Origin of the sequence: uncultured Aquimarina sp. (assembly GCF_947492115.1) — a bacterium.
GTDB lineage: Bacteria > Bacteroidota > Bacteroidia > Flavobacteriales > Flavobacteriaceae > Aquimarina.
In genome coordinates this window covers 802,998-820,379 of record NZ_CANLMM010000001.1, presented here as the reverse complement: position 1 = coordinate 820,379, position 17,382 = coordinate 802,998, and the positions used below count along the sequence as shown (strand labels likewise).

Annotated in this window: 14 protein-coding genes; 11 read left to right on the top strand and 3 right to left on the bottom strand. The window is 30.5% G+C overall.

The window, feature by feature from the left end:
- Positions 1–83: 83 nt before the first annotated feature.
- Positions 84–2,069 carry a right-handed parallel beta-helix repeat-containing protein gene (locus tag Q1A73_RS03720; RefSeq protein WP_299601737.1) on the bottom strand — a complete coding sequence of 662 codons (1,986 nt, stop codon included), beginning with the start codon at positions 2,067–2,069 and terminating at the stop codon, positions 84–86.
- Between the two features lie 613 nt (positions 2,070–2,682).
- Here Q1A73_RS03720 and Q1A73_RS03715 point away from each other — a divergent pair.
- The 11 genes from Q1A73_RS03715 to Q1A73_RS03665 all read left to right on the top strand — a co-directional run bounded on the left by Q1A73_RS03715 (position 2,683) and on the right by Q1A73_RS03665 (position 14,350).
- Positions 2,683–3,837 (top strand): glycosyltransferase family 4 protein, encoded by a 1,155-nt coding sequence (locus Q1A73_RS03715; RefSeq protein WP_299601734.1) that lies wholly within the window; start codon positions 2,683–2,685, stop codon positions 3,835–3,837.
- Positions 3,838–4,029: 192 nt separating this feature from the next.
- Complete coding sequence (locus Q1A73_RS03710) at positions 4,030–5,337, top strand: CoF synthetase (protein ID WP_299601732.1); 1,308 nt, start codon at positions 4,030–4,032, stop codon at positions 5,335–5,337.
- 259 nt (positions 5,338–5,596) lie between these two features.
- Positions 5,597–6,202 carry a sugar transferase gene (locus tag Q1A73_RS03705; RefSeq protein WP_299601730.1) on the top strand — a complete coding sequence of 202 codons (606 nt, stop codon included), beginning with the start codon at positions 5,597–5,599 and terminating at the stop codon, positions 6,200–6,202.
- Positions 6,203–6,226: 24 nt separating this feature from the next.
- A complete protein-coding gene (locus tag Q1A73_RS03700; protein WP_299601728.1) occupies positions 6,227–7,324 on the top strand; it encodes a hypothetical protein in 1,098 nt (365 codons plus the stop codon).
- A gap of 26 nt (positions 7,325–7,350) precedes the next feature.
- Positions 7,351–8,847 carry an AMP-binding protein gene (locus Q1A73_RS03695; RefSeq protein ID WP_299601726.1) on the top strand — a complete coding sequence of 499 codons (1,497 nt, stop codon included), beginning with the start codon at positions 7,351–7,353 and terminating at the stop codon, positions 8,845–8,847.
- A gap of 24 nt (positions 8,848–8,871) precedes the next feature.
- A complete protein-coding gene (locus Q1A73_RS03690; protein ID WP_299601724.1) occupies positions 8,872–9,117 on the top strand; it encodes an acyl carrier protein in 246 nt (81 codons plus the stop codon).
- Positions 9,118–9,122: 5 nt separating this feature from the next.
- The gene (locus Q1A73_RS03685; protein WP_299601722.1) at positions 9,123–9,728 is read left to right on the top strand and encodes a sugar transferase; all 606 of its coding nucleotides are present in this window, start codon (positions 9,123–9,125) and stop codon (positions 9,726–9,728) included.
- Between the two features lie 41 nt (positions 9,729–9,769).
- Positions 9,770–10,414 (top strand): NeuD/PglB/VioB family sugar acetyltransferase, encoded by a 645-nt coding sequence (locus Q1A73_RS03680; protein WP_299601720.1) that lies wholly within the window; start codon positions 9,770–9,772, stop codon positions 10,412–10,414.
- A gap of 3 nt (positions 10,415–10,417) precedes the next feature.
- Positions 10,418–11,992, top strand: coding sequence for an FAD/NAD(P)-binding protein (locus tag Q1A73_RS03675; RefSeq protein ID WP_299601718.1), 1,575 nt, complete (start codon positions 10,418–10,420; stop codon positions 11,990–11,992).
- An 85-nt stretch (positions 11,993–12,077) separates the two neighbouring features.
- A complete protein-coding gene (locus Q1A73_RS03670; RefSeq protein ID WP_299601715.1) occupies positions 12,078–13,166 on the top strand; it encodes a GNAT family N-acetyltransferase in 1,089 nt (362 codons plus the stop codon).
- A gap of 26 nt (positions 13,167–13,192) precedes the next feature.
- Positions 13,193–14,350, top strand: a complete 1,158-nt coding sequence (locus Q1A73_RS03665) for a GNAT family N-acetyltransferase (RefSeq protein WP_299601712.1) — start codon at positions 13,193–13,195, stop codon at positions 14,348–14,350.
- Position 14,351: 1 nt separating this feature from the next.
- On the opposite strand, the gene Q1A73_RS03660 is transcribed toward Q1A73_RS03665, so the two are convergent.
- Positions 14,352–15,320: a hypothetical protein gene (locus Q1A73_RS03660; protein ID WP_299601710.1), complete on the bottom strand. Its 969-nt coding sequence runs from the start codon at positions 15,318–15,320 to the stop codon at positions 14,352–14,354.
- 26 nt (positions 15,321–15,346) lie between these two features.
- Positions 15,347–16,798 carry an MBOAT family O-acyltransferase gene (locus tag Q1A73_RS03655; RefSeq protein WP_299601708.1) on the bottom strand — a complete coding sequence of 484 codons (1,452 nt, stop codon included), beginning with the start codon at positions 16,796–16,798 and terminating at the stop codon, positions 15,347–15,349.
- Between the last annotated feature and the right edge of the window lie 584 nt (positions 16,799–17,382).

The window sequence follows — 17,382 nt, the reverse complement described above, 5'->3', positions numbered from 1 at the left end:
TACAGGATATCATAAATAGAAAGAGACCATCAATATTGATGGTCTCTTTTCCTTATAAAATATAAGTACAATTATAAGGTGTCTTATCGATTAGCACAAGTATTACCACTTAAAACAATGGCATTTGGCGTATCTGAATCATTGTTAATACAGTCGAATCTATCTGCTCCAGATGGTTCCAAAATGTTATTATTAGTAATAGACACATCCGAATGAGAACCATACAATCTAATTCCATCACTATCGTTAGGATCAATTTTAGTATTAGAAGAAATATTGATATTAGAAGAGGTACCTAATTCAATACCACCAGTTACTTCGTTATTCATAAAATCAATACCATTCGCATTATTTATGGTTACTTTTTTCGAAGTAAGGAATTTATTTCTTTCTACAGAGATGGTATATCCGTTAGTATCAGGAGTATTATTAAACCCTGTTAGGAATAAATGAAATCTTCCTGCTGTAATCTCATTATCGTTGATACTAGTATTATTTACAAAAGTATTGGTCGCACTAATTCCTGTTTCATTTACATTAATCATGTTATTGTAAAATCTAGAATCAGACGTATCTTTTAATTGAATTCCAATATCACCATTTGTAATATTATTATCATGTACATCGATATCATTGGTATCTGTTGCTATACCAATACTGTATCCAGTAATATCGTTACCAGATATTTCATTATCAAATACTGTTTCACTATGACTACCTGCTGCAAAAATTGCAAATCTTTCGGCAGCTTCTGCAGAAGCATTGAATCTATTATTTATAATTTTTGTTCCAGAAGCTAATGAGAGAATACATCTAGTTTCTATATCATTGTTTTCTACAGTAATATCTTGTCCAATAGTTGCTGCAGTAAAACCAACTCTACTATTAATTTCAGTATTTCTGGTAATTAAAATATCAAAAGCTCTTTCATGCTCTAGTAGATTCCCATTAGCATCTCTGCTTCTAAAAGCTTCAATATTTATAGCATATCCAACTTCACCACCATCGGATCCAGCCATTGGTTGACCTACATTGGTAAAGGTATTACCTTCAATTAAAATATCGTTACCATCGGTAAGAGCAATTCCCATTCTTCTAATATTGGTAAAAGAACAGTTGATTACCTTTACTCCGTATGTTGGAATATAATCTGGATCAAATCTAAATCCTATAGAATAAATAGTTAAAGCTCCTTTAGATCCTTCTACAAAATTTACACCATCGACGGTAACATTTCTACCAGAATGAATATGCATAAGGTGAGTACCGTAGAGGCCTACATCGTCAGGAGCGTATTCACGATCATTTCTGTCTCCAATTATGTTTCCACCAGAAATCGTTACGTTGTCAGCATCTCTAACTGCGATAACTGTACCATTTTCGATTCGTGATCCAGCAGGAAACTGTCTTAACTTGGTATTGTCAGACATTTTTAAATGGAAATTAGATGGAACATTGATTCCTTCTACAGAAGCATAAAAATTTTGATCAGCTGTGGTGCTCGTTACTTTCGTAGTTTCGAAAAAGGCATCAAAAACATTCGTCTCGAAAGTAGTTCCACCCATTTCTTTTATCTGAAACATTAAATCTTCAAATTCAGCAGTATTCTTCAAAGCAATATCAGAATTAGTTTGCCCTTGAACAATATTTTCCCATCTAGTCGCATTAAACTTAAATACAGGATCTTTTAAACTAACATTACCTTCAGTTTTTAAACTAGAGTTTAAAAGCCTTCCATCAATTATACCTCCGGAAAATATTAAAGTTCCATTAAAAATATCTCCACCATCAAAATCAAAAGTGGTGTTAGGAGGTAAAGTAATGGTCGCGCCTTCTAAATCTAACAGACAATTTATTGTTACTGTAGAGTTAGCAGCCAGACCAGAAAGGTCAAAATCGCATGGAGTATCAGAAACAATTCCATCGTCTTCTTCCTCTGGAGGAGTATCGTCTTCATCTTCAATAACTTCCTCTTCTTCTTCAGAAATTGCTTCTTCGATGTTCTCTGTACTACAAGCAAAAATGCTTATAGCAAACACTAATAATAGAAAATAGGGTAACTTTTTCATTTCGGTTGGGGGGTGTTTTAGGTTTTTAATTTCATTTTTAACGGAGTTTCATCGATACTATTGTGTATTATGTCGAAAAAAAATGTTAAAGTTTACGAATTATAATCATTTGATAATTAAACAATTAAACCCTTACGGCTTTACCGTAATGCGAGTCGAAATTAAAACCAAAATGAAAACTACTTTGATAAAATATACTGTAAATACTAGGGTAAGGTGAGTGAGTCATAAATTTGATGGATTTATTCCCCAAAAAACGGAGTGTTTTTTGTGTGAAATTGTAAGTTTTTTCTTTCTTTTTTGTTACGTCTTAAATTTTTCCAATGTCTAAATATACATAAGTTGATGTTATTATTGCATTTGTTTCTTCAAATAAAATAAATAATTACAATTTCTTAATCCCTATTGTATTAAGATCATAAACTATTGTATTATATCACTGATGTATTGTAAAAATTCAGTATTCGTTTGTACGTAAAATGAATCATACCTTTCAATTTACAAACTATTTTTTTCATAGATCGTTTATGATTTTTAAAAATATTGGAAATAAAATTTTAATCATTCCTTATATCTATATATTTGCAACCACAATATTTATTATTTCTATTAAGTGGAAAAAAAGGGGAAAATTATTCGTGTTACAACTGTTCCAAGGTCTCTTGGGGGATTGCTTCAGGGGCAGTTAAAGTTTATGTCTCAGTATTATGAGGTAATTGGAGTTTCGAGTAAAGATGAAAATATCTTAGATAGGGTAGCGAAACAGGAAGGAATCGCTGTAGTTCCGATCCAAATGACACGTAAGATCACGCCAGTTCAGGATTTAAAGGCAGTATATCAATTATATAAACTTTTTAAGAAAGAAAAGCCAGATATTGTGCATAGTCATACACCTAAAGCAGGAACATTATCTATGTTAGCTTCAAAATTAGCTGGTGTTCCGCATAGATTACATACAATAGCTGGATTACCATTATTAGAGGCAACGGGAGCGAAAAGATTATTGTTGGATACTGTAGAAAAAATTACGTATGCTTGTGCTAGTATGATCTATCCAAATTCTTTTGGGTTAAATGATATTATTTTAGAGAACAAATACACTTCTGCTAAAAAATTAAAAGTAATAGCAAATGGAAGTTCTAATGGAATTGATACTTCTCATTTTGATCCTTCGGGCTATACAATAGAAGATAATGACAAATTAAAACAAGAACTTGATATAACACCAGATGATTTCGTTTTTGTTTTTGTAGGCAGATTCGTGAAAGATAAAGGTATCAACGAGCTTATTACTTCATTTAAACAATTGAATAGTGAATTTAAGAAATCAAAGTTGTTACTAGTAGGAACTTATGAAAGAGATCTAGATCCATTATTGCCAGAAACAGAAAAAGAAATTAATGAAAACCCTAATATTATTCCTGTAGGTTGGCAAAATGATGTAAGACCATTTTTTGCAATATCAAACGCTTTAGCATTTCCTAGTTATCGAGAAGGATTTCCGAATGTGGTAATGCAAGCTGGTTCTATGGGATTACCAAGTATTGTTACCGATATTAATGGTTGTAATGAGATCGTTTCAGAAGGTATTAATGGTACAATCATTCCTCCTAAAAGTTCTGAAATTTTGTACCAATCGATGAAGAAATTTATTTCCGATCCTTCGTATACCAATCAGTTATCGTTAAAGGCTAGGGATATGATTTGTGAACGATACGAAAGGAAGTTTGTTTGGAAGTCAATTTTAGAAGAATATAAAAAGTTATAATTTTAACTTTTTATTTAGATATTTTCTTACAATTTCTTATTTTACCAAAAACAAAAAAAGTAAATAACATCGTCATAATAGTAGTTGCATATTTTATCCCGTAAATATGCACGAAGTTTTTCGTATAAGCTCATTATGTGACTTTGATGTTTGCTATGCTTTGAATTAAGATAAAAGTTAAGTGGACGGTATATGAGAGTTAACGAAAGGATAAGAAATCTTTCTTTTTGGATTATTGATTTTTTAAGAGGAGGTAAGGTTAGAAAACATTATCGAGATGTTAAGCACATTATAGAAAAACCGAATCATCCACTATCGTTAGGTAAAAAAGAGCAGTATTTAAAAGATATACTAGAACATGCTACTCAAACTTCTAATTATTATAAAAATATAAATCCAAACAGTCTTCAAAATTTTCCTGTTGTTAATAAAGAAATAATCAAACTTTCTTATAAGGATATACAATCACAAATACATATTAATAAACAAAAAGTAGGAGTGTCTACAAGTGGGTCTACAGGAGCTTCTTTTACTGTTTACCAGAATCTCAATAAAAAAAATAGAAATACAGCCGATATCATTTATTTTTCAGAGTTATGTGGGTTTACAATAGGATATAGGTTATACTATTTACGTTTTTGGAATATGTTTAAAAAGAAAAATGGACTAGCTTCTTTTTTTCAAAATATCATTCCAATAAATGTTTTTGAACTATCAGAAGAAGCTGTTAAAAAGTTGATTACTATTCTAAAACGAGATTCTTCGAATAAAGGAATGTTGGGTTATGCCTCATCTTTTGATAAAATATGTAAATATTTAGAATCAATTAATTCAAAACCCATTGATTGTAAATTGCGATCAGTAATTGGAATGTCAGAGCGCTTAGATCCGAATACCAAACAACAGGTAAAAAAATACTTTAATGTTGATATGGTATCCAGATATTCTAATGCCGAGAATGGTATGTTAGCGCAACAGCCAATAAAAAAAGAGTTCTTTAAAATTAATTGGGCTAGTTATTATATAGAAATTCTCAATTTCAATAATGACGAAAGGGTAGCTCCTGGAACCATCGGAAGAATTGTGATTACAGATCTATTTAATTACGATACTCCGATGATTCGATACGACACAGGAGATATTGGTATTATGAATTATGAAAAGGATCACAACGCTTCTGAACTTGTTCTTACTAAAGTAGAAGGTAGAAAAATGGATATGATTCGTAATACCTCAGGAGAGATATTATCTACTAGTATTCTTTTGATCATTAACAAATACAAACAAGTAAAACAACGACAGATTATCCAAAAAGCAGAAAAAGAATATCTCTTTAAATTAAAAATAGAACAGAATATTTTTGAGCAAGAAACAGAGTTTATTGAAGAGTTTAGAGGATATTTAGGTGAGGATGCAAATATTAGAATTGAATATGTGTCTGAGATTCCATTATTAAATTCTGGAAAACAAAGAGCAATTGTGAATGAATTCGTTGCTTAAATAACTTTAAAATAGGTAGGTACGACAAGTGTTATTTTTGTTTAAAAAGAAGTTAATTTTAGTTAATAAAGTAAAATATAGATTGTATATTTGCCACCGATTCTAAATACAGAATTATAGATATGATGATCACTGCGTTCCCCTTGTCAGATATTTGTCATTTATCTATCTCGTTTCCCCCGTATTTTTATAGTAAAGGTATAAGCCAGATGTTTTCTTGTGCTTTAGATTGTTATTTATTTTTAAAATAAGGAGTAGAGTGTATAAACAAATTTTTAAAAGAGTATTAGATTTTAGCGTTGCATTTGTGGTGTTGTTATGTATTTCTCCTTTGTTTTTTATACTAATTGTTTTTTTAGCTATTGCAAATAATGGTAAACCTTTCTTTGTTCAAAGACGACCAGGAAAGAATGAGAAGGTCTTTAGTATCATTAAGTTTAAAACGATGAATGATTTAAAGGATTCTGATGGAAATTTACTGCCTGATAAGGATAGAATGACTTCTGTAGGAACATTTGTTAGAAAAACGTCTTTAGATGAAATTCCGCAGCTTGTAAATGTTTTGAAAGGTGATATGTCATTGATTGGACCAAGACCACTAATCATAGAATATCTACCGGTTTACAACGAAACACAGAAAAAAAGACATAATGTAAGACCTGGAATTACCGGTTGGGCTCAAGTTAATGGTCGAAATTCAATTTCCTGGACAAAAAAATTTGAGTACGATGTATGGTATGTAGAAAATTGTAGTTTTTTACTAGATGTCAAAATAATTGGTCTTACCTTAAAAAAGGTATTAAAAAAAGAAGATGTTAATTTATCCAATGAGTTAACTTCAGAATGGTTTAATGGTACTAACTAATATTAGATTTATAGCAAATATAGAATGAGTAAAGATTTACAAGTTACAGGCTTAACCAAAAAGATGTTAAGAGAAGCTATTGATAAAAATACGTATTGGAAGAATGATCTTGCTCCTTTGCCTAAAAGTAAAGCTATGTGGTTGGTAAATAATAACAGAATTGAAGAGAATGATTATTGTGGTGTTTTAGGATATGAAGGAGACAAAATGATTTCTTTTATTTTTATGTTTCCTGATTTGTTAAACGCTGGTAATGTAGAGCCCCAAAAGGTATATTGGATGATATCTTGGTGGGTTCATAAGTCCTATAAGGATACTGTTTTAGGGACTTATATATATAATGAAGCAATTAATCTAACAGGAAAACAAGTACTGATAAAGTCATATGCTGAAAATGTAACTGCTTTTTATGAAAAGCAGCCTTTTACCGTGATAGCATCGAGATTAAGACACACCATATTTTTTAGTTTAGATGCCTCTATGTTAATAGGGAGGTTTAAATTTTTAAAATCCTTTAAATTTATATTAGATCGAGTGGATGGTTTTGTCCGCGGTATCATAAGATATCTAAATACTTTAAAATTAAAAAATAGAGTAAAGTCACTTTCGTATGAATATGTAAATCAATTAGATGATGATACTTGGGAATTTATAAAACCTTCCTGTAAAAACGATTTAATTTATAAAACAAAAGAATATGTCAATTGGCAATTAGATGCAAGTCAGTACCTACAGATTCCAGTGCCAGAAAGACATCCGCATAAGTCTTTGCAAACAGGAATTAGTAACAATATTTATTTGCATAATCTTAAAATTTCAAAAGGTGAAGAAATAGTAGGTTTTATATCCTATGTTGTTAACTATAATGAATTGAATGTAAAATATTTTATAGTTGACAAAGAGGAAAACTATGATATTTGTGTTGATGCCTTGTTAGAAAATTTTATAAGACAAAAGACAACTTTTATGTTTACTGATGATACTAAGTTGTCAGATAACATAACCAAAAGGTTTAAAACAATATTTACGCATAAAGTAACTAAGAAAGGTTTAGCTCATAATGAAACTAACGTGGATACGGAGCATTGCGAAATGTTAAATCGAGATGGACATTTTTATTAACTAATTGCATAATCAACCAGACCAAAATGGAATTTGTAAATAGACTTCAAAAATCAATAGAACAGCATGCTAATCAAAACGTATTATGCATAAATGGAACATTTTATACGTATAAAGATTTTGCACAGCAAATATCAAATATTAGGGCTGCTGTTATAAATAAAATTGACGATTCGGAAAAGCTAATAGGTTTGGTTACTAATGATGATTTACAAACCTATGCTAGTATTTTAGCACTTTGGTTAGAAGGTAAGGCGTATGTACCAGTCAATCCAGAAGTTCCTTTTGAAAGAAATAGTAAAGTTTTTGAACAAACTGAAACGAAGTATGTAATAGACTCTTCAGAAAATTCAATTTATGATGATTATGAAGTAATTGCGTCAAAAGAGTTGTCGGATGCTAACATTAATTTGGTGCCAAGAAAAATTAAAGGAGATGATTTAGCTTATATTCTATTTACTTCAGGAACTACAGGATTACCAAAAGGAGTTCCGATTACATTTGATAATGTGCAAGCTTTAGTGGGAGCTATAGATGCTGAACCAACTTTTAATCTGGTTCCGGAAGATAGATGCTTACAGATGTTCGAACTTACCTTTGATTTTTCTGTAGTTGCTTATTTATTTCCTTTATTAGCAGGTTCCTGTATGTATACGATTCCGAAAGGAGCAATTAAGTATTTTTATATTTTCAAGTTAATAAATGAAGAAAAGTTAACTGTACTAACTATGGTTCCGTCCATCATCAATTATCTAAGACCTTATTTTGGAGAAATAAATGCACCAGATGTACGATATTGTAGTTTTGGAGGAGGAGCCCTTCATAGTGATATAGCGAAGGAATGGAGTGATTGTTTACCAAATTGTAAAATATTTAACTACTACGGCCCAACTGAATTTACGGTATATAGTGGTTTTTATCCGTATCATAAAGAAACGGCAACAAAAGCCCACAATGGGATAATTGCTATCGGAACACCACAAAAAGATACTTTATATTTAGTGGTTAATGATAATAATGAAGAAGTTCCAATAGGAGAGACAGGAGAATTGTGTTTAGGAGGGCCACAAATTACTCCAGGTTATTGGAAAAATGAAGAACGAAATGCTAAAAGCTTTTTCGAAAGAGAAGAAAATGGGAAAAGCATTCGTTATTATAAAACAGGAGATCTTTGTTTAAAAGATGAAGATGGAGATTTTTTATACGTAGGTAGAGCAGATTTTCAAGTAAAGATTAGAGGATATCGTGTGGAATTAGCTGAAATAGAGTTTCATGCTAAATCTAAATCTGAAAAAAAAGTGAATATGGTAGCGTTAGATATTACAAATGATCTAGGAAACGCTGAGCTTGGATTAGCTATTGAATCTGAGGAATTTGATACAGAAATTATTTTTGACCATATGAAATCAGTGATGCCATCATATATGATTCCAATGCATGTGAGATTTGTAAAAGAATTTCCTCATAGTATCAATGGTAAAATTGATAGACGAGAACTAAAAAAACATTTTGACTTAACATAAATACCTAAAAAATAAAAACAATCGATGAGTAGAGAAGATATTTTATCTAAAGTAAGAACAGCGTTCATCGCTGTGTTAGAGCATGAAAATTTTGAACTTTCTGATGAAACAACTGCAAATGATGTTGATGGATGGGAGTCTATTACCCATATGATGATTATTACAGAAGTTGAAAAAACATTTAATATCAAGTTTAAATTAATGGATCTCATGAACATGAATAATGTTGGAGATTTACTTAATTGTATAGAATCAGAATTACAAGCATAAATTATATGTACCAGTCGTTTATAAAACGTATTATCGATTTTACTTTAAGCTTTATTGGCATTCTCTTTTTGTCGCCAATTATCTTAATATTAATTGTACTATTAGCAATAGCAAATGGCGGAAAACCTTTCTTTTTTCAGTCTAGACCTGGTAAAAATGAAAGGATTTTTAAAATAATTAAGTTTAAGAGTATGAATGACAAGAAAGATGAAAATGGAGAATTGCTTCCTTTTGATCAAAGAATTACTAAAACAGGTAAGTTTATAAGAAAATACTCATTAGATGAAATCCCACAATTATTTAATGTTGTAAAAGGGGATATGAGTTTGATTGGTCCAAGACCACTATTAGTTAAATATTTGCCTTTGTACAATGATGTTCAGAAAAAACGACACGATGTTAAACCTGGAATTACTGGGTGGGCACAAGTCAATGGTAGAAATGCAATTTCTTGGGATGAGAAGTTTAAATTAGATGTTTGGTATACAGAAAATATTAGTTTTAAACTCGACATAAAAATTATAATTAAAACCATAAAGAAAGTTCTCTTTAAAGAAGATATCAATAGTGGCGAAAATGTAAATATGCCTACCTTTACAGGTAATAATTAACCATACTAAATTAAAACAACTAAAAACTATATTATAAAGAAGTGAAAAATGCTGTAATCATTGGCGCCGGAACGCAAGGTCAAGTATATGCTTCTTACCTAAAAGAGGCTGGAATTAATATCATCGGTTTTATAGATGATAATCCAGAGCTAATAGGTAAGGACGTTATAGGGATACCTGTTATTGGTATGTATAAAGACTTGTTTTTGGATGAATTTAAAAATAAAATACAAGATGTGTATTGCCCAATTGGTGTTAATGCTGTTAGAGTTGAGTATTTATCAACTTTAAAAAAAGAAGGATATGGTATTCCCGGTTTTTTACATCATACTGTCTCAATCGCTCCGGATGTTACCATTGGAGAAGCAGTGTATATGCTAGCAGGTAACATTGTAATGCCGCATACTAACATAGGAAATTATATTATGATCAATATGGATAGTACCATAGCGCATCATGTAACATTGGAAGATGGAGTTTTTATGTCTTCTGGGGTAAATATTGGAGCGCTCATTAATGTTAGAAAGAATGCTTATATAGGTATGGGAGTTACTGCTATGACTGGAGTAAAAGAAATAGGAAAAGAAACATTGATAGGAGCCGGTACAGTTATTATTAAAGATGTTCCCGAATATACTACCGTAGTTGGAAATCCAGCGCGTGTAATCAAAACAAAACAACCATAGTTTATGGATTTTGAAATTAACCACACAGATATCACTTTTATTGGATCAGGAATTTCATCCTCATTCTCTATATTACATTTTCTTGATCTTTTAGAAAAAGAACCAATTGACAAGAAAATTTCACTTACAATTATTGATCGATATCCAGAGTTTTATACTGGTATTCCATACGGTGTTAGATCTGGTTACTCGGTTTTATTAATTACTTCGTTGAAGAATTTTTTGCCAGAACCTGAATTGAGTAAATTCATTAAATGGCTTAATCTAAATAAAGAATGGCTATTAGATGAATTTAGAACAGAGGGCGGACAATTATCTCTAGAATGGTTAGCCACGCACAAAGAAAGGCTTAAAAATAATGAATGGGAAGATCTGTTTATTCCACGTCGCTTTTTTGGCTCTTATATTGATCAAAAAGTAAAAAGTACTCTTGAAAAAGCCATAAATGAGAAAAGAGTAACGGTAGATTACATCAACTCCGAAGTAACAGATATTGATAAGAACAATGGCTCTTATACCTTATCATTATGTGATCATAAAAAAATATCATCCGAAAAAGTTGTTCTTTCGGTAGGTTCACTTCCTACACTAAAATTATGGAAGAATGAGGATTTAATTGAGGAGGATAATCTAATGTTTATCAATAACCCTTATAAACCAAATTTGGGTGAAGTTTTAGGACAATTAGAGTTGTTTTTAAAAGGCAAGAACGCTAAAGAAGTAAATGCTTTAATTGTTGGAGCAAATGCGAGTGGATTAGAGATGTTGTATAAACTGAATGATTTGGATGCTATTGGATCCAAGATTGATAAGTTTACAATGTTATCTACACAAGGGCTTTCTCCAGATTCTATTATAGATGAAGAAGGAAAGAAGAAATATACTCCTAAAAATTTATTAGCTCTTAAGGACAAGGAAGACTTGACTGCTAGCCAAATTGCCGAAGCAACGTATAAAGATTTAGATGTAGCTGATGATGTTAAATTAGGAGCAGCTTCTACAGTCGATATAATATCTGGTGCTTTCGGAGCATTACTTAAAAAATTAAATCGGGAAGAATTAAGAAAGTTTGCATGCTTGTATGGTAATGATATTGGACGTAGACAACGTTGTGCAGGATACCATTATTCTAAAACTATCGATGCTTTAAAAGAGGAAAATCGTTTTGAACATATTGCGGGAAGATTTGTTGATATTAAAAAAGAATCTGATCAGGCATATTTTTTCGAATATTTAGATACTGCATCTAAAACGAATAAGATAAGTAAAGATACTGTTGATGTTGTTTTTAATTGTATCGGAGGTACAAATTTAAAAGCATCAGACGTTCCTGAATTGTTAAAGAATTTGATTCAAAAAGAACTATGTGTTCCTAATGAATCTAATATTGGTTTTGATGTTAACGAATCCTTAGAGTCATCTAAGAATTTACATGTTATGGGACCACTTTTGGCCGGAAACATTTTTGATGGTAAAGCGGTCTGGCATGTAGAACATTGTGGAAGAATTATCTGGCTTTCAGGAGTGTTATCTAAGAGTATACATCAATATTATAAACTTTTAGAACCCAAAAAATGAAATAATTTAAAGAAATAAAAAAAAATCTATCCCCCTAGATTAAGAGTACTATTAAACCGAAATATCCATACCAAACATTTTTGCATTGAACAACTATAAAATACAAATTAAAGAGCTCAATGATTCTGTAGATATACAGAATTACAGAGATCTGCTTACAAAAAGATGGGGAAATAATGTGTATTATTCTATAGAACATATGCGTTATTTTGAGAAAGAAGGAGATCATCTAAGATGTTTTTTGTTAGAGAAAGATGATGTTCCTATAGTTTTAATGCCTTTTGTTTTAAGAAAAATCAAGATTAATAATGATGATGTTCCTTATTACGATGCTATTAGTCCATATGGGTATAGTGGACCCTTGTTTAATGAAGATATAACAGCAGCAGATTTATCCGAGTTTTGGCGTTTAGTTGATGTTTGGTACAAGGAAAATAATGTAATAACAGAGTTTATTCGTTTTAGTTTAAATTCAAATCATCAGAATTATTCTGGTTCGTTGATCAAGACACTGTCTAATGTTAAAGGAATGTTGATTAATGATTTTGAAGAACAATGGAATGCCTTTTTACCAAAGGTTCGTAATAATTATAGAAAGGCGATAAATTATGATTTGGATTTTAAGGTATTTCATAAACAAGAAATTACAAAGGACATCATTAAAATATTTCATAGTATATATGAAGATACAATGACTAGAAATAATGCTGATAAAATTTATTTTTTTTCTAACACCTATTTCGAAGATCTAATTTTATCTAATCTTGATAATTTTTCCATCATTGTTGTTTACTATCAAGAAACACCAATTTCTGTTGAGTTAATTATTAATTATAAGGATACCATATTTGCCTTTTTAGGAGGAACGAATGCTGAGTACTTTAGCTATCGTCCTAATGATTTTTTACGCGTTAAAGTAATCGAGTGGGCAATTAGTAATGGAAAGAAATATTATGTTTTAGGAGGAGGAATGAAGGATGGAGATGGATTGTATAAGAATAAAAAATCGCTTTTCCCAAAAGATGAAGATGCTACCTTTTATACAGGTAGAAAGGTAATTAATGAGAAAGTCTATGATGAGTTGTGTTTATCATCTTGCGATACATACGCACAGCTAGATAAAGAGGATCTTAATAATTACTTCTTTCCATATTATAGACTAAACAACAGATAATATTAATTATCCAGAAATTCAATCGGGTGAAAAAAAACAGCATAGATTATTTCTTCGAGCTTTTCGAAAAATCCTCAATTCCTAAAGTATTTTCCGGTGTGAAATCCGAAAGTTCCACCGAAGTTATTGAAAATAAAAATCATGACAGTACACTCGTAAATGAACCGAATGAAATATATTCTGTTTTTTTTATTCCAGACTATTTAGAACCAAGTCTTGATGATACAAATTTTACTGTCAAAAAGGTGGATCAGTTTTTTAAAGGATATGCTATTTTTTTAGATGGTTTTTCTAATGCAGATGCATATATCAAGCATCGTTTTAGAAGTAATGCCAAAGGTATAAGAAGGAGAATTAAGCGATTAGAGACTTGTTTTGATATTACGTATAAAACATATTATGGTAGCATAGAAAAGGACACCTACGATGCTTATATGGATAGTCTTGAAAAAATGCTAATCAGACGATTTGAGCAACGTAATGATGTTAGTCAGAGTCTCTTAAGATGGGATTATTATAAGAAACTGTATTTCACCTTAATTAAGGAGAAAAAAGCTTCTATGTTTGTCGCTTTTGATGGGGATCAGCCAATTATTGTTTCCTTAAATCATCATTTTCAGGATCGATTATTTAGTGCAATTTCTTCATATGATATTGATTATTCCAAGTTTAGTTTAGGCAGTGTTGAGATTTATAAAAAGGTAGATTGGTTGATAGCTAATGACCATAAATCTTACGAAATGGGTATGGGAGATTTGAGTTATAAAAGGGAGTGGTGCAATCATATTTATAATTTTGAACATCAGGTCATATATCCCAAAAGATCTTTATTAGGTATTATAAATGGAAACATAGAGTACACAAAAGTATTGTTTAAAGAGTTTGTATTCAAAATTGCATATGTACGTTATAAAAATTATAAAGCGAAACGTAAACAATCGCTAGGAATAACTTCGGAGACTTATGAAGTTTCTAAAATTGAAGATCTAAATTACGATGAAAATTTTCCCGAGATAGATTATAATTTAGACCAGTATAAATCCATTCGTAGTAAGGTTTTTGACTTTTTGTATACCAGCATAGATAAGGTTTCTGATGTCCGTGTAGTGGTTTTATCAGAACAAGAAAAATCATTTTTGATTTTAGGTTCTTCTAAAATGCAAAAAATCGTACAAAAACAATAGTTTATTCAATGATAGGTATCTTTTTAAGGTAATCCGAAATTGATTTTGCTATTAACTCTCTACCATGATCGTTCCAATGTCTATCATAAATTAATGTTGTTGGCTTTTTGCTTTTTGCAAAATAATCTGCAAAATCGATGTAATTAAAGCCTTCTCTATCAAGGTATGCGATAAAATAGTCACTAGTGATCTTAGAATCTAACAATAGTGTATAGCGAGTCTTGTCAAAACCATAGGTATTAACTAAGCTTTTGAAGTTAGTTAAATACTGTTCTTCTTTTTTCTGTAATGCTTCTTGTTTTTCTTTGTCAGAAATTTCATTTGTTGGAGTAGGTGGTTTCAGAAGACTTTTTAGTTTATAAAGCAACATTTGAGGAGGGTCTAGGATACCAATGCTTTTACAATAAACTAGTAGTTTACTTTTTTTGAGCAATCGATTCATTGGCGACTCTAGAGCTAATCTTCCTTGTACTACTTTGTAGGTTCCTCTGGTTAAATCATTTGAAAATTTTATCCCCAAAATAACATGATCAATCGCGTTAAATTGCTCTTGGTAAGCATTTACTAAATGTAGTTGATCAGCAAAGTCATATCCTGCATATCCATATTCATAAACTTCAATTCCAGGAATAGATTTTTCGATTTTTTTACCAATCGAATTGTAATAATTTTGATGAAAACCTTCAATAAATGAATCTCCTACCAATGCAACTTCAACTTTATCCATTGTAGGTATAAATTCTCTGTACGAATTGTATCCTGAATTATTAATATGAAATTCTGAAAAATTTTGTCTTCTATTTCCTGTAACTGAAAACCCCTGTTGGTTTGGTAACCATTTTTCAACGTTATTTTCATCTAATATTCTTGTGGGAGTATCTTTTCCCAAATGAAAAATACGAACCAATAGTTCCAAAGAAATGAGTATCAGAAAAAAATATAAAGCACTTTTAAGAATAAGTTTTTTCATACTGTATAGTGGATTAGATAGTCATTTTAAAATTGGAAATAGATAAAAGATCGATCTATATTATCGTCAAAAAATAATAGCATCGCTAGTATTACCAGAGTATATAAAGTAAATCGTACAATTTTGGATTTGAATTTAAATGGAGATCTTTCATCTCTTCTAATTAAATACTCATAAAGCACAAACAATGCTAAAAGAATAAAATAATCTATCATTCTGTATCCCAAAGGATGCGCATAAGTTTCAAATTTGAAATTAGAATATATTTGTTTTAAAAAACCAAAAGCATCCGTAATAGATTCCGATCTAAAGAACACTCTTGAAAAAGTTACTAAAGAAAATGTCAACAAAATTTGAAATATCTCTTTAATAGATGGAAACCATCTGTTTTCCGCTACTACATTATTCATATAAATACGATTGCGACCCATTAGAAATACAGGAATGTAAAGAAGTGCATGAATAGCTCCCCAAATTACAAAGGTCCAATTAGCACCATGCCAAAAGCCACTTACTAGAAATATGATAACAATGTTTCTAACGGATTTTAGTTTGCTTACTCTACTACCTCCAAGTGGAATGTATACATAATGGCGAAACCATGTGGATAATGAAACATGCCATCTTTGCCAATATTCTGCAACATTTCTTGAAAAATTAGGAAACTTAAAATTAGACATTAATTCTATACCGAAAAGCTTCGAAGTCCCAATCGCAATATCAGAATATCCGCTAAAATCACCATATACCTGAAAACTAAATAGCGAAACTCCCAAAACTAGAGTAGAGGCAGAGTAGGTTTCGTAATTAGCAAAGATATCATCTACTATCGGAGCTATAGAATCCGCGATTACTACTTTTTTGAATAAACCCCAAAGAATAAGTTTAATACCTTCTTTACATTGTATATAGTTAAAGGTTTTTTTAGTTGTTATTTGTGAGAGTAAATTGGAAGCTCTCTCGATAGGTCCTGCAACTAGCTGCGGAAAAAAACTTACAAAAGTAGCAAAGGATATAAAATCTTTATTAGGAGTTAGTCTCTTGTAATAAATATCAAGAGAATAGGACATCGTTTGAAATGTATAAAATGATATTCCTATGGGTAATATAATTTGTAAAGTCCATGAATTATCTGCTTTGTATCCTATTGTATTCATCATGTCGATCCAAGAGTCAACAAAGAAATTGTAGTATTTAAAAAAACCAAGGAGACCAATATTAAAAATAACACTTACCCATAACCATCTTTTCCGAATTTTGCTAGAATCGCTATTATGTATCAGTGGTCCAATAATAAAATCTACAATAGTACTAGCAAGGATTAAGAACAAAAAGCGCCAGTCCCACATTGCGTAAAAAAAATAACTAGCAATCAGAATAAAAATATTCTGAAGTTTTATATTCTTTTTAAAAAGGGTCCAATAGACAATAAAAACTAATGGAAGAAAGATGAAGAAATCTAAGGAATTAAATAACATGAATAATCATTAATATAAAATTCGGGGATCGTTAATAGAAAAATGTAAATCAGTTGTTTTTTTGAAGCGAGTAAATTTTAGGCAATTTATTTAATTAATCAAGTATTATTTAATTTTTTTTAGAAACTATTTTCTAATCCTCTATTTGATACATTTTATGAATTGATTCAAGGGGCAAAACCCCTACTAAAAAACAGCTAAATTCCTTAATTCTGATGTTAAAATAACTAATATTATTGCAGTATTCTTTAAGGGAATGATTACGTAAGAATGTAAGGGATGAATTTTAAGTTAAATTTGGTTATAAAACATTAAAATATGGTTTTATGACTTAATATATGAATAGAAACTACTAGCGATGTAGGTAAATACTTGGTTTTTGTGTAAGAATATATAGTAAATTTCTTACGGTAATTCCCTTGTTTTACAAACTATTTCGAAATAGTTATGCTGTTAAACGCTTTTTTTAAGTATTCTATCTAAAAAATTAATTTTTCCAGTGATATTAAATCTAACTGAACTATTTTAGCGTTGGTTAAAGCAAGTAAGAGTAAAATACATATTGGAAGTACTACCCCCTTCTT

Excerpts from the sequence above, each read along its gene's own strand:
- Q1A73_RS03710 (WP_299601732.1), top strand. The coding sequence starts at position 4,030 with ATGAGAGTTAACGAAAGGATAAGAAATCTTTCTTTTTGGATTATTGAT.
- Q1A73_RS03695 (WP_299601726.1), top strand. The coding sequence starts at position 7,351 with ATGGAATTTGTAAATAGACTTCAAAAATCAATAGAACAGCATGCTAAT.
- Q1A73_RS03675 (WP_299601718.1), top strand. The coding sequence starts at position 10,418 with ATGGATTTTGAAATTAACCACACAGATATCACTTTTATTGGATCAGGA.
- Q1A73_RS03655 (WP_299601708.1), bottom strand. The coding sequence starts at position 16,798 with ATGTTATTTAATTCCTTAGATTTCTTCATCTTTCTTCCATTAGTTTTT.
- Q1A73_RS03720 (WP_299601737.1), bottom strand. The coding sequence starts at position 2,069 with ATGAAAAAGTTACCCTATTTTCTATTATTAGTGTTTGCTATAAGCATT.
- Q1A73_RS03660 (WP_299601710.1), bottom strand. The coding sequence starts at position 15,320 with ATGAAAAAACTTATTCTTAAAAGTGCTTTATATTTTTTTCTGATACTC.
- Q1A73_RS03690 (WP_299601724.1), top strand. The coding sequence starts at position 8,872 with ATGAGTAGAGAAGATATTTTATCTAAAGTAAGAACAGCGTTCATCGCT.
- Q1A73_RS03685 (WP_299601722.1), top strand. The coding sequence starts at position 9,123 with ATGTACCAGTCGTTTATAAAACGTATTATCGATTTTACTTTAAGCTTT.
- Q1A73_RS03700 (WP_299601728.1), top strand. The coding sequence starts at position 6,227 with ATGAGTAAAGATTTACAAGTTACAGGCTTAACCAAAAAGATGTTAAGA.